Annotated in this window: 17 protein-coding genes and 1 pseudogene; 9 read left to right on the top strand and 9 right to left on the bottom strand. The window is 67.1% G+C overall.

Annotated elements, in window-relative coordinates; genetic code table 11:
- Positions 1 to 286 (bottom strand): transposase (locus QM019_RS08095; RefSeq protein ID WP_282852573.1); only part of this gene is annotated, 286 nt, incomplete at its 3' end.
- 38 nt (positions 287 to 324) lie between these two features.
- On the opposite strand from QM019_RS08095, the pseudogene QM019_RS08090 reads away from it, so the two are divergent.
- Positions 325 to 567: pseudogene (locus QM019_RS08090) on the top strand (DUF1295 domain-containing protein); the annotation flags it as partial.
- 480 nt (positions 568 to 1047) lie between these two features.
- On the opposite strand, the gene QM019_RS08085 reads toward QM019_RS08090, so the two are convergent.
- Together QM019_RS08085 and QM019_RS08080 are read right to left on the bottom strand one after the other, a co-directional pair.
- On the bottom strand, positions 1048 to 1854 hold the full coding sequence (locus QM019_RS08085; RefSeq protein WP_282852571.1) for a variant leucine-rich repeat-containing protein: 807 nt from the start codon (positions 1852 to 1854) through the stop codon (positions 1048 to 1050).
- Between the two features lie 79 nt (positions 1855 to 1933).
- Positions 1934 to 2764 (bottom strand): HAD family hydrolase, encoded by an 831-nt coding sequence (locus tag QM019_RS08080; protein WP_282852570.1) that lies wholly within the window; start codon positions 2762 to 2764, stop codon positions 1934 to 1936.
- A gap of 55 nt (positions 2765 to 2819) precedes the next feature.
- Here QM019_RS08080 and trhO point away from each other — a divergent pair, with 55 nt between their 5' ends.
- A complete protein-coding gene (trhO, locus tag QM019_RS08075) occupies positions 2820 to 3719 on the top strand; it encodes an oxygen-dependent tRNA uridine(34) hydroxylase TrhO (RefSeq protein WP_282852569.1) in 900 nt (299 codons plus the stop codon).
- On the opposite strand, the gene QM019_RS08070 is transcribed toward trhO, so the two are convergent.
- From QM019_RS08070 to gltB, 3 genes are read right to left on the bottom strand one after another with little or no spacing between them, the layout of a single operon-like run.
- Positions 3700 to 4242 carry a hypothetical protein gene (locus tag QM019_RS08070; RefSeq protein ID WP_282852568.1) on the bottom strand — a complete coding sequence of 181 codons (543 nt, stop codon included), beginning with the start codon at positions 4240 to 4242 and terminating at the stop codon, positions 3700 to 3702. The genes trhO and QM019_RS08070 overlap by 20 nt on opposite strands.
- The gene (locus tag QM019_RS08065) at positions 4242 to 5702 is read right to left on the bottom strand and encodes a glutamate synthase subunit beta (RefSeq protein WP_282852567.1); all 1461 of its coding nucleotides are present in this window, start codon (positions 5700 to 5702) and stop codon (positions 4242 to 4244) included. Before QM019_RS08065 ends, QM019_RS08070 begins: the two co-directional genes overlap by 1 nt.
- A complete protein-coding gene (gene gltB, locus QM019_RS08060) occupies positions 5695 to 10233 on the bottom strand; it encodes a glutamate synthase large subunit (protein ID WP_282852566.1) in 4539 nt (1512 codons plus the stop codon). The genes QM019_RS08065 and gltB overlap by 8 nt, the downstream gene beginning before the upstream one ends.
- 135 nt (positions 10234 to 10368) lie before the next feature.
- On the opposite strand from gltB, the gene QM019_RS08055 reads away from it, so the two are divergent.
- Both QM019_RS08055 and QM019_RS08050 read left to right on the top strand, forming a co-directional pair.
- The gene (locus QM019_RS08055) at positions 10369 to 11022 is read left to right on the top strand and encodes a trimeric intracellular cation channel family protein (protein WP_282852565.1); all 654 of its coding nucleotides are present in this window, start codon (positions 10369 to 10371) and stop codon (positions 11020 to 11022) included.
- A gap of 9 nt (positions 11023 to 11031) precedes the next feature.
- Positions 11032 to 11397 carry a metallopeptidase family protein gene (locus QM019_RS08050; protein WP_125107963.1) on the top strand — a complete coding sequence of 122 codons (366 nt, stop codon included), beginning with the start codon at positions 11032 to 11034 and terminating at the stop codon, positions 11395 to 11397.
- On the opposite strand, the gene QM019_RS08045 is transcribed toward QM019_RS08050, so the two are convergent.
- Together QM019_RS08045 and QM019_RS08040 are read right to left on the bottom strand one after the other, a co-directional pair.
- Entirely contained in the window at positions 11394 to 11948 is a 555-nt protein-coding gene (locus QM019_RS08045) for a nucleoside/nucleotide kinase family protein (protein WP_282852564.1), read from the bottom strand. The genes QM019_RS08050 and QM019_RS08045 overlap by 4 nt on opposite strands.
- The gene (locus tag QM019_RS08040) at positions 11949 to 12164 is read right to left on the bottom strand and encodes a hypothetical protein (RefSeq protein WP_125107961.1); all 216 of its coding nucleotides are present in this window, start codon (positions 12162 to 12164) and stop codon (positions 11949 to 11951) included.
- Between the two features lie 85 nt (positions 12165 to 12249).
- Here QM019_RS08040 and glgX point away from each other — a divergent pair, with 85 nt between their 5' ends.
- Genes glgX through treZ form a run of 3 tightly spaced genes read left to right on the top strand, consistent with a single transcriptional unit; the run spans position 12250 to position 18576 of the window.
- Entirely contained in the window at positions 12250 to 14427 is a 2178-nt protein-coding gene (gene glgX / locus QM019_RS08035; RefSeq protein WP_282852574.1) for a glycogen debranching protein GlgX, read from the top strand.
- 13 nt (positions 14428 to 14440) lie between these two features.
- Positions 14441 to 16783, top strand: coding sequence for a malto-oligosyltrehalose synthase (treY, locus tag QM019_RS08030; RefSeq protein WP_282852563.1), 2343 nt, complete (start codon positions 14441 to 14443; stop codon positions 16781 to 16783).
- Entirely contained in the window at positions 16783 to 18576 is a 1794-nt protein-coding gene (gene treZ, locus QM019_RS08025; protein ID WP_282852562.1) for a malto-oligosyltrehalose trehalohydrolase, read from the top strand. Before treY ends, treZ begins: the two co-directional genes overlap by 1 nt.
- Positions 18577 to 18583: 7 nt before the next feature.
- On the opposite strand, the gene QM019_RS08020 is transcribed toward treZ, so the two are convergent.
- Positions 18584 to 19225, bottom strand: coding sequence for a Type 1 glutamine amidotransferase-like domain-containing protein (locus tag QM019_RS08020; RefSeq protein WP_282852561.1), 642 nt, complete (start codon positions 19223 to 19225; stop codon positions 18584 to 18586).
- 126 nt (positions 19226 to 19351) lie between these two features.
- Between QM019_RS08020 and QM019_RS08015 the strand changes: the two genes are divergently transcribed.
- Entirely contained in the window at positions 19352 to 19984 is a 633-nt protein-coding gene (locus QM019_RS08015) for a TetR/AcrR family transcriptional regulator (RefSeq protein WP_282852560.1), read from the top strand.
- Entirely contained in the window at positions 19977 to 20831 is an 855-nt protein-coding gene (locus tag QM019_RS08010; protein ID WP_282852559.1) for a 3-hydroxyacyl-CoA dehydrogenase, read from the top strand. The genes QM019_RS08015 and QM019_RS08010 overlap by 8 nt, the downstream gene beginning before the upstream one ends.
- Positions 20832 to 20835: the final 4 nt, after the last annotated feature.

The raw sequence follows: 20835 nt of genomic DNA, 5'->3' as shown, positions 1-20835 counted from the left end.
AAAACACGCTCGCAGCCTTGAGGATCTCATTCGCCTTTCGCAGCTCGGCCACCTCGCGGCGCAGGCGCTTGTTCTCCTCTGCGACATCGCTCGGGACACCGGGCTTCGCGCCGGCGTCGACCTCGCGGCGGCGATGCCACACCCGCAGCGTCTGCGCGCTCATGCCGAGGAGCCCCGCAACATGCCGCACGGCGGACATCAGATTCGAGTGCTCACCGGAGGCCTTGGCCTCATCGAGCATCCGCAGGGCGCGCTCGCGCATCTCGGGAGAGTACTTCTGGTTCATCGTGTTCCATCCTTGCTTCAAGAACGGAACGAAACCCAGGCCGATTCATTCTCTGGGTCGGAGTGTTCCTGGTTGCTGCACCAGTGTTAGAGGGCTGGCAGTGGGTTGCTTTGCTTTCGCCAATCTTTGTTGTCCTGCTGCTCACCCGTGTGAGCGGTGTACCCATGCTTGAGGCGAAGGCCGACAGTCGTTGGGGAGGCCAGGAAGATTACGAAGCATACAAAAAGAACACGCCGGTGCTGCTTCCGCGAATCTTTACGCACAAGGACAGTGAACACTAGGTTCCCTACTCGGACCGATCGGCAAATCCCCTGACCACTGTTCGCCCACAATTGGAGCGCATTTGCTTGCGGCGGACTAACGTTCTTCCGGCGAGGTGCTTCGAGGCCGTCCCGCGATGCACGCAATACTTCTGAGCCAGGTATTCGACGCCAAGACCAGCGAGGTAATCGCCGACCAGGAGGGCGGATTCAGCAGGGGCGAGCTCGGCATAAAGTTTGTCCATCCTCCTGCTGCGAGGACCTCGATCGTCGTGAATCAGGGTTGGGGTTTGAGAACTGTCTATGCAGGAACCTCAATATGTAGGCCATGACCCCCAGCAAGACGCCGGGAAGGCGGAGAATTCGGCCAACTCTTCGAGGTGTTCGTCACGCCGAATCGGTGCTCGGAGTGCGCCTTAGCCGGTGCCATTGCGGGCACGATGAAACGAACGATGGCCACGGTCGCGCAGACCGTGGCCATCGTCATGATCGAGTAGCGAGCTAGCCCTTGCGGCGCTGCATGATGTCGAGCACCGTGCCGGCGATGATTGCGAGGCCGACGAGCAGCACGACGAAGATGCCGAGGCCCGGTCCGAAGCCGGAGCCGGCGACGTTCGCCAGGGTCGCGATCGCGTCGATCACCGAGACGACGCCCGCGATGAGCGCGACAACCCACGAAGTGATGAGCACGGGTCGCTGCGTCGAGTAGCCCGAGAATATCGTGAGACCGATCGTGCCGAGGAACAGAATCAGCAGCAGCACGCCGTCACCCGACTGGATGAAGCTCGCCGAGACGCTGAACCCGTACGCGCTCGCCGAAACGGCGGGCAAGAAGAGACCGAGGATTCCCACGACGGCCGCAATCACGACGCCGACCTGGCCCCATGTGAACTTGTTGAGGAAGCTGTTCGGGTCGCCGCTCGCCCGCTTACCCGCGCGCTGACCGGCGTCGTTGAGGAAGCTCTTCGCGCCCTGTGCCATCTGCTGCGCACCATCGAAGAACTGGTTCGTGCCCTGCTGCTGACCGGGCTGCGCCTGCTGACCCTGCTGCGGGCTCTGTGCCCACTGCGGAGCTTCCTGGCTCTGGCTTCCCTGTGCAGCCTGTTGCTGGTGAGGTGTAGGACGCTGGTTCTGGGCGCTCTGCTGCTGACGGATCCAATCGCCGAGTTCCGGGTAGCAGTTCGGGTTCGCGAGAATAGCCGACCACAAGTCGGGACGCACAGCGGCGGCCCGTGCGAGAGTCTCGGCGTCGGTGGTCGGGCTAGCGAGCTCTTCGGCTGTGAAGCTGCCGGGTTCGCGATCGGTCATTGTGGTCTCCATCCCCTTGTCCGCACTGAGGCGGGTCGACGTGCCGGCCTTGCGGTTATTTCCGACACCTGCGGGCAGCTTAACGGGAGAGCAAATACGTCAGCACCTGCACAACGCCGAATTCGTCGTTGCTCGGGGCTACGTAGTTTGCCTCGGCGAGCACATCGGGGTGCGCGTTGGCCATCGCGAACGACCAATCGCCGGTCGAGATCATGTCGAGGTCGTTGAGGTAGTCGCCGAACACCGCCGTCTGGGCAGCGGTCACGCCGAGGGCCTCCTGCAGGGCTCGCACGCCGAGACCCTTGTGCACTCCGGGCACCATGATGTCGACCCAGTTCGCGCTCGAGACCACGACCTGAAGCGACTTGGCCAGGTCGCCGAGCAGCGCATCCGCCACGGCCTGCGAACTCGTGAAGTCGAAGATCGCAAGCTTGAGCGCGGGGTCATCGACGTGCTTGAGATCGTCGACCACGTCGAGCTTCGCGTAGTACTTGCTCGCCTCGGCGAGGAACGCGTCGTCGGTGCGCTCGATGTAGGCACCATCGACGCCGCAGTACACGAGCCCGAGGTCGAACCCCTCGGCCCCGCGCACGGTGTCGACCACCCGCGTGACGGTGTCGCGGTCGACGCTCGTGGTCGAGATCACCTCGCCGTTGTGCACGACGATGTTGCCGTTCTCGGCGACGAACGAGCCGCCCTGAAGACCCGGGAACATGTGCTCGAGCGTCGCGAGCTGGCGGCCACTCGCGGGTACAAACGTCACCCCACGCGCCCGCACGAGCTCGCGCACCTCGTCGAAGCCCTCGGGGAAATGCCCGGCAGTCGTCAGCAGGGTGCCGTCCATGTCACACACGACAAGGCGAATGTCGGCGGCGGCGGGGTCGATCGATGTCCAGGATGCGGCAGTCACCAGCCCAGTCTAGGGATACGCGGCAAACGCCCCTGCGAACGTAGAATTGGCGATTATGGCCACTCCGAAGATCCTCCTCTATTACGTCTTCATTCCCCTGGCCGACCCCGACGCGATCCGGCTCTGGCAGCACACGCTCTGCGAGCATCTCGGGCTGCGCGGCCGCATCATCGTGTCGCCGCACGGCATCAACGGCACCGTCGGCGGCGACGTGGTCGAGTGCAAGAAGTACGTGCGCGCGCTCAAGCAGTACGCGCCGTTCAAGGACGTCGACATGAAGTGGTCGGAGGGCACCGGCCTCGACGACGAGGGCCGTAGCCTCGACTTCCCGCGCCTCACCGTGCGGGTGCGCCCCGAGATCGTGTCGTTCGGCACTCCCGGTGAGCTCGAGGTCGACGAGCAGGGCGTGGTCGGCGGCGGCACGCACCTCGCCCCGGACGAGCTCCACCAGTTGCTCGAGCAGAAGCCCGACGCCGTCTTCTTTGACGGGCGCAACGCGGCCGAAGCAGCGGTTGGCCGCTTCAAGGATGCGGTGGTGCCCGACACCGTCACAACTCACGACTTCACCCGCGAGCTCGACTCGGGCAAGTACGACGACCTCAAGGACAAACCGGTCGTGACCTATTGCACCGGCGGCGTGCGCTGCGAGGTGCTCTCGGCGCTCATGATCAACCGCGGCTTTGCGGAGGTCTACCAACTCGACGGCGGCATCGTGCGCTACGGCGAACGCTTCGGCAACGACGGCCTCTGGGAGGGCTCACTCACCGTGTTCGACGGGCGCCAGCAGATCGACTTCGCGCCTGACGCGAAGGTCATCGGCCGCTGCGTGGTCTGCGACGAGCCGACGGCGCGCCTGCAGAACTGCGCCGACGACACCTGCCAGCAGCGCCTCGTCGTCTGCGAGAACTGCGCCGCCACGAACCCGGTCTGCGAGGCTACTGCGGCGTCAGCGTGACGTCGTCGGCTGTCGTGACGTCGAGATCCGAGAACGAGAAGCCGAAGGCATAGACGGCCTTCGGATCCCACTCGCACGTCAGGTCACTGTCGTCGGCCGAGCTGACCTCGGCGGAGATCTCTCCCACGCCCACCGTCGTGAACGAATACGCCTGCGGTGGACAGGACCCAACGGCGACGACCACCGCCACGCCCTCCGAGAAGTCGGGCGGCGTCGACTGCAGCGCCGAATCCTGCAACTCGCTCGGTACGTCGCTCCACCAGGCGTCCCACTCGGCCTCGGTGCGCACGAGCATCGGCTCGCCAAGTTCCTCGAGCACGGGCTCGAGCGCGTCGGCGTCGCTGAGCGCATCCTGCTGCCAGAGGTAGCGCACGGCCGTCGGCGTGAGGTCTTCCGCCGCAGGCTCAGCAACGTGCCCGTCGGGGCCCGGCCCAGGCTCGGGCGCCGCACCACCCGCCGAACAGGCGGCGAGCGACCCGAGACCGAGCACGGCCACCACGGTGGCAAAACGCAGACGTGTCATTACGACAGGGTAAGCGCCCGCTCGTTCGCGCGCACCGGCGCCGGCAGCACCGTCGAACCGGTGAGGAAGCGGTCGACCGCGGCAGCCACCGAACGGCCCTCGGCAATCGCCCACACGATGAGGCTCGCACCGCGACCGGCGTCACCGGCGACGAATACGCCCGGCTCAACCGTGGCGTAGGCGTCGTCGCGCGACACCGAGCCGCGCTCGAACTCGACGTCGAGCTGCTCCGGCAGCGACTCCGCGTCGGTGCCGGTGAAGCCCAGCGCGAGCAGGCACAGCTCGGCGGGAATCTCGCGCTCGGTGCCCGCCTTCGGGCGACGCACGCCGTCGACGATCTCGGTCTCGGCCACGAGCAGCGCGCGCAGCTTGCCGTCATCGTCCGCGAGGAATTCGACGGTCGACGCGAGGTACTTGCGCTCGCCGCCCTCCTCATGGCTCGTCTGCACCTCGAACAGGTTCGGATGCGTCGGCCACGGCTGGTGCGCCGGGCGTTCACTCGGCGGCTGCACACCAATGGCGAGATTCGTCACGCTCTTGGCACCCTGGCGGTGGGCGGTGCCGATGCAGTCCGAGCCGGTGTCACCACCGCCGAGGACGACCACGTGCTTGCCCTTGGCCGAGATCTGCTCGACGACCTGGTCGCCTGCGCTCGCGTGGTTCTGCTGCACGAGGAACTCCATCGCAGTGTGCACACCGTCGATGTCACGCCCGGGAACGGCGAGCTCGCGCGACTTCAGCGCGCCCGTTGCGATGACGACCGCGTCGAAGCGCTCGCGCAGCTGGCGCCACGTCATGTCGCGGCCGATCTCGATGCCGGTGCGAAAGCGCGTGCCCTCGGCGGTCATCTGCTCGATGCGAGCGTCGATGCGCTGTTTCTCAAGCTTGAAGTCGGGGATACCGTAGCGCAGCAGGCCGCCGATGCGATCGTCGCGTTCATACACGGCGACGGTGTGACCGGCGCGCGTGAGTTGCTGCGCCGCCGCGAGGCCCGCAGGACCCGAGCCGACGACCGCGACCGTCTGACCCGTGAGGCGGGCGGGAGCGTGCGGCTCCATCCAGCCGTTCTCGGCGATGTCGTCGGCGATGGCCTGCTCGACCGACTTGATCGCCACGGCGGGCTGGTTGATGCTGAGCACGCACGACGACTCGCAGGGCGCCGGGCAGAGGCGGCCGGTGAACTCGGGGAAGTTGTTCGTCGAGTGCAGCCGGTCGGCGGCCAGCTTCGACTCACCCCGCCACGTGAGGTCGTTGAACTCGGGAATCAGGTTGCCGAGGGGGCAACCCTGGTGGCAGAACGCCACGCCGCAGTCCATGCAGCGACCCGCCTGACGCTGTAGTACCGCACCGTCACGCTGAACCTGCTGCACCTCGTTGAAGTCGAGGATGCGCACCGCCACCGGTCGCTTCGGCGGCAGTTCACGCTCAGTTACCTTGAGAAATCCGCGCGGGTCAGCCACGGGTCACCTCCTTGATCTTTTCCCATACGAGTTCGCTGTCGGGGTCATCGCCCTGCTGCTCGGCCCGGTCACGAATCGCGTGCACCGCCGCCCAGTCGCGCGGCACGAGCCGCGTAAAGCGCGACCAATCCGCAGCATCCAGCAGCCGTCGCGCGACGGCCGACTCGGTCAGCTCGGCGTGCCGTTCAAGCAGCACGCGCAGCTCCATGACGTCCTCGTCGCTCAGCGACTGCAGCTGCAGCTCACCGCTCGCGAGGGCCTCGGGGTTTACCTTGCGGGTGTCGAGGTCGAGCACGTAGGCCGTGCCGCCCGACATGCCCGCACCGATGTTGCGGCCGGTTGGGCCGAGAATCACCGCGGTTCCGCCGGTCATGTACTCGAGCGCGTGGTCGCCGACACCCTCGCAGATGCCGATCGCGCCCGAGTTGCGCACGAGGAATCGCTCGCCCACGACGCCGCGCAGCGCCAGGGCGCCGCTCGTCGCGCCGTACCCGATGACATTGCCGGCGATGACGTTGCGCTCGGCGACGAAGCTCGCGCGGCGGTCGGGGCGCACCACGACCTGCCCGCCCGAGAGGCCCTTGCCGACGTAGTCGTTCGCGTCGCCGAACAGCGTGATGTTGATACCGCGCGGCACGAACGCGCCGAGCGACTGCCCCGCCGAACCCGTGAAGTTGAGCTCGATCGTGCCGGGCTCCGCACCGACCTCGCCGAGCAACTTCGTCAGCTCGTTGCCGAGCATCGTGCCCACCGAGCGGTCGGTGTTCGCGATCGCGAGATCAAGGCGGATGCGCTCCCCCGACTTCAGCGCCTCGCGCACCTGCGGAATGTAGGCCCAGTCGAGTTGCGCCTCGAGTTCGTGGTCCTGCTGCGTCGTGTGGCGGCGATCGCCGCGACCGGCCACAGCAAACACGCCCTCGAGGTCGAGTCCGTCAGCCTTCCAGTGTTCGACGGCGTCGTCGAGGTTGAGCAACTCGGCGTGGCCGGTCGCCTCCTCGAGACTGCGGAAGCCGAGCGACGCGAGAATCTCGCGCACCTCCTCGGCGATGTACTCGAAGAAGGTCTCGACAAACTCCGGCTTGCCGGTGAAGCGCTCGCGCAGCTGCGGGTTCTGCGTCGCGACGCCGACCGGGCAGGTGTCGAGGTGGCACACGCGCATCATGATGCAGCCCGACACGACGAGAGGCGCGGTCGCAAAACCGAACTCCTCGGCGCCAAGCAGCGCACCGATGACGACGTCGCGGCCCGTCTTCAGCTGCCCATCTACCTGCACCGTCACGCGGCCGCGAAGGCCGTTGAGCATGAGCGTCTGCTGTGCCTCCGCGAGGCCGATCTCCCACGGCGTGCCCGCGTGCTTGAGCGAGTTGAGCGGGCTCGCGCCGGTGCCGCCGTCGTGGCCCGAAACGAGCACCACATCCGCCTTCGCCTTCGCCACGCCGGCCGCCACCGCGCCGATGCCCGAGTGGGATACGAGCTTCACGTGGATGCGGGCGTCGCGGTTCGCGCGCTTGAGGTCGAAGATGAGCTGCTTGAGGTCTTCAATCGAGTAAATGTCGTGGTGCGGCGGCGGCGAAATGAGGCCGACGCCGGGCGTCGCGTGCCGCGTGCGCGCGACCCATGGGTAGACCTTCTCGCCGGGCAGCTGGCCACCCTCGCCGGGTTTCGCTCCCTGCGCCATCTTGATCTGAATGTCGTCGGCGTGGGTGAGGTACATGCTCGTCACGCCGAAGCGACCCGAGGCAACCTGCTTGATCGCGCTGCGGCGCTCGGGGTCGAGCAGGCGGTCGGTGTCTTCGCCGCCCTCGCCGGTGTTCGACTTCCCGCCGAGGCGGTTCATCGCGATCGCGAGCGTCTCGTGCGCCTCCTGCGAGATCGAACCATACGACATCGCGCCGGTCTGGAACTTCTTGACGATCTCGCTCACGGACTCGACCTCGTCGATCGGAATCGGCGAGCGCGCCTCGGTGCGCAGCTTGAACAGGCCACGCAGGGTCTTCAGCTCGCGCGCCTGGTTGTCGACGAGCGAGGTGTACTCGCGGAACACGTCGTAGCGCTGGTTGCGTGTCGAGTGCTGCAGCTTGAACACGGCCTCGGGGCTGAACAGGTGCGGTGCGCCGTCGCGACGCCACTTGTACTCGCCACCCGACTCGAGGCGACGGTGGTCGAGCGCCGCGCGCTCCGACTGGTACGCGAGGACGTGGCGTTGCCGGGTCTCCTCGGCAATCGTGTCGATGCCAATGCCGCCGAGGCGGCTCACGGTGCCGGTGAAGTACGTGTCGATGAGCTCCTGCGAGAGGCCGACCGCCTCGAACGCCTGGGCGCCGATATACGACGACACGGCCGAGATGCCCATCTTCGACATGATCTTCATGACGCCCTTGCCGAGCGCCTTGATGAGGTTGTGCACGGCGTCGTCAACGGTGATGCCCTTGAGCGAGCCGCTACGCACGAGCTCCTCGGCCGACTCCATCGCGAGGTACGGGTTCACCGCGCTCGCGCCATACCCGAGCAGCGTCGCAATGTGGTGCACCTCTCGGGCGTCGCCGGTTTCGACGAGCAGGCCGACCTCCATGCGGTGCCCCTCGCGAATGAGGTGCTGGTGCACGGCGCTCACGGCGAGCAGCGTTGGAATCGGCGCGAGCTGTTCGTCGGAGTCGCGGTCAGAGATGATGATGAACTGCGAGCCACGCGCGACCGCCGCATCCACCTCTTCGCACATCGCCTCGAGACGATGCTCCATGGCGTGCTCACCCTCGGCCACGGCGTAGAGCGCCGAGATGACGCGCGTGCGACGCGAGCCCGGGGTGCGGTCAATGTGGCGAATCTTCGAGAGCTCGTCGTTGTCGATCACCGGGAAGTCGAGGATGACCTGACTCGCGTGCTCCTCGGTCGCGGTGAGCAGATTGCGCACCGGGCCGAGCCCGCTCGACATCGAGGTCACGACCGACTCGCGGATCGAGTCGAGCGGCGGGTTCGTCACCTGCGCGAACGCCTGCGTGAAGTAGTCGAACAGCAGGCGCGGGCGCTCCGACAGCACGGCGATCGGGGTGTCCGAGCCCATCGCGCCGAGCGGTTCGGCGCCAGTGCGAGCCATCGGCTCGATGAGCATCTTCAGCTCTTCTTCGGTGTAGCCGAACGCGCGCTGGCGACGCACAACCGACGCGGGCGTGTGGCTCACGTGTTCGCGCTCGGGCAGGTCGTCGAGCTTGATGCGGGTCGACTCGAGCCACTTGCCCCACGGCTCCGAGCGGGCGAGCTCCATCTTCACCTCGTCGGAGGGGATGATCCGACCAGCCTCGGTGTCAATGAGGAACATCACGCCGGGCTGCAGGCGGCCGCGGGCACGGATGCGCTCGGGCTCGAGGTGCGGCATGACGCCGGTCTCGCTCGCGACGACGACGAGGCCGTCCTCGGTGACCATCCAACGGCCGGGGCGCAGCCCGTTGCGGTCGAGCGTCGCGCCGACGAAGCGGCCGTCGGTGAACGAGATCGACGCGGGGCCGTCCCACGGCTCCATGAGCAGCGAGTGGAACTCGTAAAAGTCGCGCAACTGCTGGGGCATGTCGTCGGAGTTCTCCCACGCCTCCGGCACCATCATCATCATGGCGTGCGGCAGGCTGCGGCCCGAGAGCGTGAGCAGCTCGAGCACCTCGTCGAACGAGCCCGAGTCGCTCAGGCCCTCGGTGATGATCGGGTAGAGCGGGCGCAGGTCGCCCAGCAGCTCGCTCTCAAGCTGCGACTGTCGAGCGAGCATCCAGTGGCGGTTGCCCTCGACGGTGTTGATCTCGCCGTTGTGCGCGATCATGCGCAGCGGCTGCGCGAGCGGCCACGAGGGGAACGTGTTCGTCGAGTAGCGCGAGTGCACGATCGCGAGGCGAGAGGTGAAGCGCTGGTCGCTGAGGTCGGGGTAGAAGTCCTCGAGCTGCAGCGTCGTGACCATGCCCTTGTAGGTAACGGTGCGCGCCGACAGCGAGGGCAGGTAGTCGCCGAGCTCGCGCTCGATGCGCTTGCGCATGCGGAACGTGAGGCGGTCGAGCTCGATGCCGCTCGCCCTGGTTGTCGCCGAGGTCACGAAGATCTGGCGGATGGCCGGCATCGCGTCGCGCGCGAGCGAACCGAGCACCTCGGGTCGGGTCGGAACCTCGCGCCAGCCGAGCACCTTGAGGCGTTCCTGCGACGCGATGCGCTCGATCGCCTTGGCCGCGGCGTCGGGCTCGTCAACGGGGAGGAACACGAGACCGGCGGCGTACTCCCCCGGGCTCGGGAGAGGAAAGTCGACGACGGCGCGGAAGAACTCGTCAGGAATCTGCGACAGGATGCCGGCGCCGTCACCGGTGCCCTCGTCGGACCCGACGGCGCCGCGGTGCTCAAGGTGGCGGAGCGCATCGAGGGCTCCCTCGACGACGTCGTGGCCGGGCGCGCGGCGCAGAGTTGCCACCATGGCGAGGCCGCATGAGTCCCGTTCAAACACGGGATCGTATAGGCCCTGTCGTTCGGGCGTGTTGAGCGCCGAAATGCGCTGCTGCGACATGTCTCACCTCATTGCGGGTTGGGTTTGATGGCAGGCCAAAACGTCATCGATTCGGCCGACAGTTCGAAAGTTTACACAGAGCGCAGATCGCACTAAATGTACGGTCTTCATTCTCGGTGGTGCGACCATGGCTCTGTGATTACCGCCGAACTCATCGTGGGGCTCTTCGACTACCTCGGCACCTTCGCGTTCGCTCTGAATGGCGCGATGGCGGCGACGCGTGTCGTGCGGCTCGACATCGTCGGCGTCGTCACCCTCGGCATCATTACCGCGACGGGCGGCGGCGTGGTGCGCGACGTGTTGCTCGGCGACACTCCCCCGGCAATGTTTGGCGACTGGATCTACCTCGCGGTCGCGCTCCTCGGCGCGCTCATCGCGTTCTTCGTCGCACGGCCGCACCACATCCTCAATTCGACCGTGCAGGTGCTCGACGCGATCGGCCTCAGCCTCTTTTGCGTCGTCGGCGCGCAAAAGGCCCTCGCGTTCGGAGTCGAGCCGATTCCCGCCGTGCTCCTCGGCGTCATCACCGCGGTCGGCGGCGGCACGATCCGCGACATGATGCTCGGCCGGGTGCCGACCATCCTGACGAGCGAGCTCTACGCGATCCCCGCCCTCGTCGGCGCGACCCTCGTCGTCGTGCCATTCGCCATCTGGCATCTCGACGGCGTGCTCGGCGTTTCGACGCAGCTCGTCGGCGCGATCGCGTGCTTCCTCATCCGCACGCTCGCCATTCACTTCAAGCTCAGCGCCCCGATCGCACGGGCGACGCCCGACAAACACGATCACTAGGCTGGCGCTATGCCCGACGAGCACCTCGAGTTTCCCAACATCGACCTCGATGCCTTCGAGCGACTCGTCGTCGCCGAGCTCGACGCGCTGCCCGATGCCGCCGTCGATGGGCTCGACAACGTCGTCTTCCTCGTCGAAGACCGGCCCGAAGACGGCTGGATACTCGGGGTCTACGACGGCGTCGACCTCACCGAGCGCGGCACCTACGACTGGGGCCCGCTGCCCGACCGCATCATTCTGTTTCGCGAGCCGCTGCTCGACTACTGCAGCTCACTCGACGAGCTGCGCCACGAGATTCACGTGACGCTCGTGCACGAAATCGGCCACTTCTACGGCATCGACGACGCGCAGTTGCACGAGCTCGGCTGGGGCTAACGAGCGATTTCCGGCGCGGGCCAGCCGTGGTCCGCGAGCACGGCAATCGTCTCGGCGACGCCGATATCGACGGGCAGCGTGACGTCGGCGAGGTCGGCCGAGCCCTCGGCCGCATAGAACGCGTCCTCCTGTGCGCGCCACGCCTCCCACCAGGCATCGTCGCCGTCGCGCAGCGACGCGCGCCGGTGCCGCAGCTCGGCATCGACGTCGAACCACGCGCCCAGGGTCACGAGCCGCCGGCTCGCACGCGACAGGGCACCGCATCCCTCGACCACGATGAGCCCCGGATGCACGGGCACGCCGAGCTCGAACGCGTCAGCATGCCAGTTCCAGCGCCGCGGCACGACGACGTCGCCCGCGAGCACGGGCTCGAGCACCTCGCGCACGAGGTAGTCGGCGCCGTCGGCAAGCCCGCCCCAGCCCGGGTAGAAGTCTTCGACGTGCACGAGCTGCGCGCCCGTCACGAGCGCGACATCGCTCGCGAGGGTCGTCTTCCCGGCGCCGGACCGGCCGTCGATGGCGAGGATGCAGCTCGTACGCTGCGTCGTCACCTAGCGGCGCTTCTTCTTCAGCGCCTTGAGGATGCGCGGCACGGCCCAGCCCGACACGACCATGAGTGGCGTGAGCGCGGCGAGCAGCGCGACGATGTTCGGGCGGAAGCGGGTGCCATAGGCGTCGGTCAGCACGTAGCCCAGCGGCAGGCAGACGTTGCCTGCCGTGAATTCGACCTGCTCGATCGACTCGGATGCGGTGGTTGCGTCAGTCATGCAGGTCACGATAGGCGGCCCATCTGGGCAAAGTCAGGAAGCCGCCGATGCTGCGCACTACGCTTGCAGCGTGACTCAAGACACGATCCAGAGCTGGCCAGGAACGCCGTACCCGCTCGGAGCAACCTATGACGGCTCGGGCACCAACTTCGCGATCTTCTCGGAGGGCGCCGAGTTGGTCGAGCTCTGTCTGTTCGACGACGAAGGTGTCGAAACGCGCGTGCGCCTCTTCGAACGCGACGGCTTCGTCTGGCACTGCTACTTGCCCAAGGTGCTGCCCGGGCAGCGGTACGGCTACCGCGTGCACGGCCCCTACGACCCGGCGAGCGGTCAACGCTTCAACCCAAACAAGCTACTGCTCGACCCGTACGCGAAGGCGATCGACGGCAACATCGAGTGGAACCAATCGGTGTTCGCGTACAACTTCGGCGACCCCGACTCTCGAAACGACGAGGACTCGGCCGCGTCGATGCCTAAGGGTGTCGTCATCAACCCCTTCTTCGATTGGGTCGGCGACCGCCACCCGCGCACGCCCTACGCCGACTCGTTCATCTACGAGGCGCACGTAAAGGGCCTCACCCAGCTCCACCCGGATGTGCCGGAGGACATGCGCGGCACCTACGCGGGCATCGCGCATCCCTCAGTTGTCAACCACCTCAAGAACCTCGGCGTGACCGCGATCGAGCTCATGCCGGTGCACGAGTTCGTGCACGACTCAACCCTGGTCGAGAAGGGCCTGCGCAACTACTGGGGCTACAACACCCTGAACTACTTCGCGCCGCACGGCGACTACTCGTCGGCCGGCGACGACGGTCAGCAGGTGCAGGAGTTCAAGGCGATGGTGAAGACCCTGCACGCGAACAACATCGAGGTGATCCTCGACGTTGTCTACAACCACACGGCCGAGGGCAACCACCTCGGCCCAACCCTGAGCTTCCGCGGCATCGACAACGAGGCCTATTACAAGCTCGAGGCTGATGACAAGCGCTACTACACCGACTACACGGGCACGGGTAACTCGCTCAACATGCGCAGCCCGCACTCGCTGCAGCTGATCATGGACTCGCTGCGGTATTGGGTGCTCGAGATGCACGTCGACGGATTCCGCTTCGACCTCGCCTCGACGCTCGCGCGCGAGCTGCACGACGTCGACAAGCTCTCGAGCTTCTTCGACCTGGTGCAGCAAGACCCGATCGTCTCGCAGGCGAAGCTCATCGCCGAGCCGTGGGATGTGGGCCCAGGCGGCTACCAGGTGGGCAACTTCCCGCCGCTGTGGACCGAGTGGAACGGCAAGTACCGCGACACCGTGCGCGACTTCTGGCGCGGCGAGCCCGCGACCCTCGGCGAGTTCGCCACCCGCATCACGGGCTCAAGCGATCTCTATCAGCGCGACGGCCGCCGACCCGTGGCATCCATCAACTTCGTCACGGCGCACGACGGCTTCACATTGCGCGACCTCGTCTCGTACAACGACAAGCACAACGACGCGAACGGCGAAGAGAACCGCGACGGCGAGAGCCACAACCGCTCGTGGAACTCGGGCGTCGAGGGCCCGACCGACGACCCGGCGATTAACGAACTGCGCGGGCGTCAGCAGCGCAACTTCATCGCGACACTCTTGCTCTCGCAGGGCGTGCCGATGCTGCTGCACGGCGACGAGCTCGGTCGCACGCAGAACGGCAACAACAATACCTACGCCCAGGACTCGGAGCTGAGCTGGGTGCACTGGGACACGGCCGACGTCGAGCTCGTCGAATTCACCCGGCGCCTCGCCGAGTTGCGTCACAACCACCCGACATTCCGCCGCCGACACTTCTTCTCGGGCCGCATCGCGAAGCGTGGCGAGGGCGAGGGCCTACCCGACGTCGTGTGGCTGTCGACCGATGGCAGCCGTATGGAGGGCGAGGACTGGAACGAGGCGTTTGTGCGCGCCATGGGGTGTTTCCTCAACGGCGACGCGATCACCGGTCGCGACGCGTGGGGACAGCGCATCACCGACAAATCATTCCTCATTTACTTCAACGCATCAGAAACCGACGTCGAGGTGACCGTGCCCTCGCACGAGATCTCGATGACGTGGGAAGTCGTGGTCGACACGGCCAGCGGCGAGCGCACGCACGCCCAGCCCGGCGACACCTTCGTGATGCCCCAGCGGTCTATGGCAGTGTTGCGCGAGTGGAGCGAGGCAGATGCCGTGCCGACTATCACGTCGTCGATCTCCGTCATCAGCCCATCGCCGACCGATCAAACGTCCATGAGCTAGCGAAAGGAATCGCATGCGCACCCCGGCGAGCACCTACCGACTCCAGCTCTCTTCGGAGTTCACCCTCGACGATGCCGCCCGTCTTGTGCCCTACTTTGTCGATCTCGGCGTGGATTGGCTCTATCTCTCCCCCATCCTGCAGTCGACCCAGGGGTCGACGCACGGGTATGACGTGGTTGACCCGAGTCGAGTCGACGAGGCCCGTGGCGGCCGCGAGGCCCTCGTGCGCCTTGCCTCGGCCGCGCACGAGGCCGGCCTCGGCATCCTCGTCGACATCGTGCCGAACCACGTGGGCGTCGCAGTGCCGCGGCAAAACCCGTGGTGGTGGGATGTGCTGCAACACGGTGAGGCCTCGCGGTTCGCGCACTTCTTCGACATCGATTGGCCGGCGGGCGACGGCAAGCTGCTGCTGCCCGTGATCGGCGACGCCGACATGCCGACCGAGCCCGGCGCGCCCATCAATGGCATGACTATCGACCGCGAGGCGGGGGTGCTGCGCTACTACGACCACGAGTATCCGCTCGCCCCGGGCAGCGCCGACGACGACTCGCTCGGTGTGCGCGCCGTGCACGACGCCCAGCACTACGCGCTCGTGCACTGGCGCCGCGGCGACTGGTCGCTCAACTACCGCCGCTTCTTCACCGTCACCGAGCTCTCGGGGGTGCGGGTCGAGGAGCCGGAGGTGTGGGACGCGGCCCACGCCGAGATCCTCTCGTGGGTGCGCGAGGGCCTCGTTGATGGCCTGCGCATCGACCACGTCGATGGCCTGCGCGACCCGCGCGGCTACCTGCAGCGGTTGCGCGAGCACGCGAACGTCTACCTCTCGGTCGAAAAGATCCTCGAGCCCGGCGAGCAGCTGCAGCCGTGGCCGATCGACGGCACGACCGGCTACGACGCGCTCGGCGAGTTCGAGCGTGTGCTCATTGACGACAAGGGCCGCGACGATCTCGACGAGCAGGCCGCCGCGCTCTCGCACGAGGACGTCGATGACTGGCCAACGCTCGTGCACAGCTCGAAGCGCTTCGTCACGGACGGCCAGCTGCACGCCGAGATGCGCCGCGTCGCGCGCGACCTCGACGGCGTCGCCGAGCCCGACGACGTCACCGTCGACGCGATCAGCGAGATCGCCGCCTGCTTCTCGGTGTACCGCACGTATCTGCCCGAGGGGCTCGAGTACCTCGAGCAGGCGGCACGGGATGCGGCCGACTGGCGGAGCGACCTCGGTGAAGAAATCGAGCGCGTGCTCGGCAAGCTGCGCGACCCGGCGAACCCCGGCGCCCTGCGGTTTCAGCAGACGAGCGGCATGGTCATGGCGAAGGCGGTCGAGGACCGCTCGTTCTATCGCTACTCGCGCCTCACCTCGCTGAACGAGGTTGGCGGTGACCCGTCGATCTTCGCGTACCCGCCCGAGCGGTTCCACGAGCTGCAGGCCGAGCGCCAGGAGCGCTGGCCGCACGCGCAGACCGCGCTGACGACGCACGACACGAAGCGCAGTGAGGATGTGCGGGCCAGGCTCGATGCGCTGAGCGAGCGCCCGGAACTCTGGCGCGACTCGCTCGAGCAGCTGCTCGAAATCGCGCCGCTCTCGAACCCGGCCTTCGGCAACCTGCTCTGGCAGGCGATCATCGGTGTCTGGCCCGCCAGCCGCGAGCGCCTCTACGCCTACGCCGAGAAGGCGGCGCGCGAGGCCGGCGATTTCACGACCTGGACCGAGGTCAATGCCGAGTACGAGGATGAGCTGCGCGCAGCCGTCGACGCGGCCTTTGACCATCCGGCCGCCCGCGCGATCGTCGCGAACCTCACGGAGGAGCTGCGGCGACCTGGCTGGTCAAACTCGCTCTCGATGAAGGCCCTGCAACTGCTCGGCCCCGGTGTGCCCGATGTCTACCAGGGCACCGAGCTCTGGCAGCACTCGCTCGTCGACCCCGACAACCGCCGGCCGGTGCCGTGGGTCGAGCAGACGACGGCGTTGGGCGCGATTCTGCGCGGCGCTCGCCCGGCATTCGATGACACTGACCCGACCGGCAGCGTGAAGCTGCTGCTCACGGTGATCGGCCTGCGCCTGCGCAAGGGCTTGCGCGAGCGGTTCGCCGAGTATCGGCCACTGCACGCCAGCGGCGCCTCGGCCGACCACCTCATCGCCGTCGACCGCGGCGGCGTCGTGGTGCTCGCCACGCGGCTGCCGATCGACCTCGAACTTGGCGGCGGCTGGCACGACACCCATCTCGAACTGCCCGAGGGCCGCTGGGTCGACCAGGTGAACGGTACCGCCTACTCGGGCGAGGTCGCCGTCGCGCACTTGCTCGAGCACCTGCCCGTGGCGATGCTCGCCCGCAGCGATTACGAGGAGGAGTAGTGCGCGACAGCCGATTCGACGTGTGGGCACCGAGGGCGCAGCGCATGCGCGTGCGCATCGAAGCCGACACCTACGAGATGCGCCAAGAGCGAGGCGGCTGGTGGCGGCCCGAGGGCCTGCCCGAGCTGCCGAGCGAGGTCGACTACGGCTACCTCATCGACGATGAGGATGCGGTGACGCCCGACCCGCGCTCGCGCCGGCAGCCGGCTGGTGTGCACGGTCCCTCGCGCACCTTCGACCCTGACGCCTACGAGTGGCAGGACGAGCAGTGGCGTGGCCGCCAGCTCGCGGGCAGCGTGATCTACGAGCTCCACGTCGGCACGTTCACTCCCGACGGCACGCTCGACGCCGCGATCGAGCGACTCGACCACCTCGTCAACCTCGGCGTCGATTTCGTCGAGCCCATGCCGGTCAACGCCTTCAACGGCGACGCCGGCTGGGGCTACGACGGCGTCTACTGGTACGCGGTACACGAGGCCTACGGTGGGCCCGGCGCCTACCAGCGCTTCGTCGACGCCTGCCACGAGCGCGGCCTCGGCGTGATTCAGGACGTCGTCTACAACCATCTCGGCCCATCCGGCAACTACCTCGGCAAATTCGGTCCGTACGTCTCGTCGCGTCACCAGACCGACTGGGGCGACGCGATTAACCTCGACGACTTCGACTCCGACGAGGTGCGCCAGTACATCATCGACAACGCGCTGATGTGGCTCACCGACTTTCACGTCGATGGTCTGCGACTCGACGCGGTGCACGCGCTCATCGACACCCGCGCAACGCACATCCTCGAGGAGCTCGCGAACGAGGTCGAGGCGTGCTCGGCATTCCTCGGCCGCCCGCTGACACTCATCGCCGAGTCCGACATGAACGCGCCGCGGCTCATCTCGCCGCGCGCGGCCGGTGGCTACGCGCTCACCGGCCAGTGGTCGGATGACTTCCACCACGCCGCGCACGTCTCGCTCTCGAGCGAGTCGGACGGCTACTACGAGGACTTCGCGAGCACGCCCGGCCACGGCCTCGGCGCGCTCGAGAAGGTGTTTACGCAGGGCTTCTTCCACAACGGCGCGATGTCGACCTTCCGCCGCCGGCACCACGGGCGGCCGCTCGCGCCCGCGACGAACGCGTGGCGCCTCGTCGTGTCGACGCAGAACCACGACCAGATCGGCAACCGGGCCCGCGGCGACCGGCTCAGCGAAACCGTGAGCGTCGGGCAGCTCGCGGTGGGCGCGACGCTGATGATGTGCTCGCCGTTCACACCGATGCTGTTCATGGGCGAGGAGTGGGGCGCGACGACGCCGTTCCAGTACTTCTCGTCGCACCCCGAACCCGAGCTCGCCGAGGCGGTCAGCCGCGGCCGCATCAGCGAGTTCTCGCGCATGGGCTGGGACGAGTCGCAGGTGCCCGACCCGCAGGACCCCGACACGTTCCGCGCATCCCGCCTCGAGTGGATGGAGCTCGACAGCCCCGAGCGGCAGTGGCTGCTCGATGTCTACCGCCGGCTCATCGCGTTGCGCCGCAGCCGTCCACAGCTCACGCGGCCGTGGCTACGGGACGTGTCGGCGAAGGCCGACGCCGAGCTCGGCGTCTTCACGTTCTGGCGGGGCGACCTTGAGGTGGTCTGCAACTTCTCGGATGCGGCGCGCGGGCTCGAACTCGACGTCGACATCGCGTGGACCTCGTATGAGGAGCTGCCCGAGATCGTGTTCACGACCGACGAGCGCGTCACGGTCGACGGTACGCACGCGTTCTTGCCACCGCACACCGCCGCGGTGTTCGCCCCGCAGCTCGAGTAGCGCGGCGCTAGTCGGCGGAGGAGATGAGGCGTTCGCCGCGGTCGTCGACGACGTAGGCCTGGTCGTCTTCGACCGGCTGCAGCTGATAGCGATCGCTGTAGGTGGTGAGGATGCTCGAGATCATTTCGGGCGGGTACGGCGGCAACTGGCCGTCGGCGTGCGGCACGATGACCGAGTCGATGAGGCCCAGGCCCCGGTAGCTCGGCAGGTTGGGCGCCTCGTCGGGGTCGTCCATCGGCACGGCGGGCTCGAGGCTCGGGCCCGCGACGATCGAGCCGGCACTCAGGCCGATGTAGGGCAGGCCCGCCTTGACGCGCTCGACGATGAGCTTGTCGGCGCCGGAGACGCGCATCGCCTCGCGGAGGAGGAAGGTGTTGCCGCCGCGCACGTAGAGCGCGTCGATGCGGTCGAGGGCCTCGGCCACCTCGTCGGGCGTCATCTCGGCGAGGAAGAGGTCGTCAACTGTCTCGACGAGGTCGACGACGCGCTGGCGCTCCTCGTAAATCCATGCCTGCATCGTGTCGTGCTCGGGCACGCGCCCGATCGCGTCGTGCACGAAGCCGATTCGCGCCTTGCCCGGGTGCTCGAGGTGGTTGCGCAGAAAGCCCCACAGGGCACCAGCCTGCATGGACAGCAGCAGCAGCTTCATGCGCACAGGGTACCGAAGTCGGGTGTGCCGGGCCACAATCGAACTGTCTTGACCGAATCCTAAAAGTGAGTATGCTCATTAATAAGTCAGTTCGGAGTTTTGGACTGAGTGGAGAGGGTGATGCGGATGACGGAAGCACCGCCGGGGCGCCGCGAGCGCAACAAGCGCGAGAAGCGCACTCGCATTCTCGCCGAAGCTGGCCGTCTGTTTGCCAAGCACGGCTACGCCGCGACGACCACGAGCGCCATCGCCGAGGCCGCCGACCTTTCGCACGGCACGCTGTTTCGCTACGCGTCTTCGAAGCCCGCGCTCATGCTCATGGTCGGCAACGCCACGCTGAGCGCACGGCTTGCCAAATACGCGGATGCGGGGCACGGCACCCCGACCGACCGCATCATCGCGCTCGTGGCGCCGTTCATCGACGACCGCACGCAGCTCGAGAACCTCGTCGCGTATCAGCGCGCCGCGCTCGACGGCGACCGGCACGAGGAGCACTGCGCCGAGGCGGTCGCCATCGTCGAGCGGCTCATTGACGCGATCGGCAAGCTGCTGCTCGAGGTCTCCGAACGGCCCGACTCCGCCGAAGCGGCCCACCTGGCGGCCGAGGCGATCTACGCATCCCTGCACCTGCAGATCGTGCTCGCCGATCGCGACGGGCGCTCCCCCGACGACCTCACCGCACACTTCCGTGGCCAAACCGAGCTTATCGTTCGGGGCTATCTCGCCACGGTCACAGGAAAGAAGGAAAGCAATGACTGACATCAAGAACGTCACCGTGCTCGGCTCGGGCGTGCTCGGTTCGCAGATCGCGTACCAGACCGCCTACGCCGGCTTCACCGTCACCGCATGGGACATCAACGACGACGCCGTCGCCGCGGCGAAGGAGCGCTTCGCGGGCCTCGCCCAGCGCTACGACGCCGAGGTTGAGGGCGCAAAGGACGGCAAGTCTGCGGCCGCGCTCGAGCGCCTCACCGCAACGAGCGACCTCGCCGCCGCGGTTGCCGACGCCGACCTCATCATCGAGGCCGTGCCCGAGAGCCCCGAGATCAAGACGTCGACGTGGGAGAAGGTCGGCGCCCTCGCCCCCGAGAAGACGATCTTCGCCACGAACTCGTCGACCCTACTGCCCTCGAGCTTCAAGGACGCGACCGGCCGTCCGAACAAGTTCCTCGCGCTCCACTACGCGAACCAGATCTGGGCACAGAACACCGCCGAGGTCATGGGCACCGCCGACACCGACCCCGAGGTGTATAAGACCGTGGTCGAGTTCGCGAAGGAACAGGGCATGGTGCCGATCGAGGTAAAGAAGGAGCAGCCTGGCTACGTGCTCAACACACTGCTCGTGCCGCTGCTCAACGCCGCCGGCTACCTCTATGCGAACGGCATCGCCGACGCCGAGACGATCGACAAGACCTGGCGCATCGGCACCGGCGCACCCCGAGGCCCGATGGAGATCTTCGACATCATCGGCCTCACGACCGCCTACAACGTGTCGATCATGGGCGACGATGAGTCGCAGAAGTTCGCGAAGGTCCTCAAGGAGGACTTCATCGACAAGGGCAAGCTCGGCATCGCCACCGGCGAGGGCTTCTACAACTACAAGTAAGTGC

It is taken from the genome of Gulosibacter sediminis (assembly GCF_030011715.1).
Classification (GTDB): Bacteria; Actinomycetota; Actinomycetes; order Actinomycetales; family Microbacteriaceae; genus Gulosibacter; species Gulosibacter sediminis.
The sequence above is the reverse complement of the archived record's forward strand: the minus strand, read 5'-3'. Positions and strand labels throughout refer to the sequence as shown.

Bases quoted from the DNA above. Each gene is read 5' to 3' on its own strand.
- QM019_RS08085 (WP_282852571.1), bottom strand. From the start codon at position 1,854: ATGACCGATCGCGAACCCGGCAGCTTCACAGCCGAAGAGCTCGCTAGC.
- trhO (WP_282852569.1), top strand. From the start codon at position 2,820: ATGGCCACTCCGAAGATCCTCCTCTATTACGTCTTCATTCCCCTGGCC.
- QM019_RS08070 (WP_282852568.1), bottom strand. From the start codon at position 4,242: ATGACACGTCTGCGTTTTGCCACCGTGGTGGCCGTGCTCGGTCTCGGG.
- gltB (WP_282852566.1), bottom strand. From the start codon at position 10,233: ATGTCGCAGCAGCGCATTTCGGCGCTCAACACGCCCGAACGACAGGGC.
- QM019_RS08050 (WP_125107963.1), top strand. From the start codon at position 11,032: ATGCCCGACGAGCACCTCGAGTTTCCCAACATCGACCTCGATGCCTTC.
- QM019_RS08040 (WP_125107961.1), bottom strand. From the start codon at position 12,164: ATGACTGACGCAACCACCGCATCCGAGTCGATCGAGCAGGTCGAATTC.
- treY (WP_282852563.1), top strand. From the start codon at position 14,441: ATGCGCACCCCGGCGAGCACCTACCGACTCCAGCTCTCTTCGGAGTTC.
- QM019_RS08020 (WP_282852561.1), bottom strand. From the start codon at position 19,225: ATGAAGCTGCTGCTGCTGTCCATGCAGGCTGGTGCCCTGTGGGGCTTT.
- QM019_RS08015 (WP_282852560.1), top strand. From the start codon at position 19,352: ATGACGGAAGCACCGCCGGGGCGCCGCGAGCGCAACAAGCGCGAGAAG.
- QM019_RS08010 (WP_282852559.1), top strand. From the start codon at position 19,977: ATGACTGACATCAAGAACGTCACCGTGCTCGGCTCGGGCGTGCTCGGT.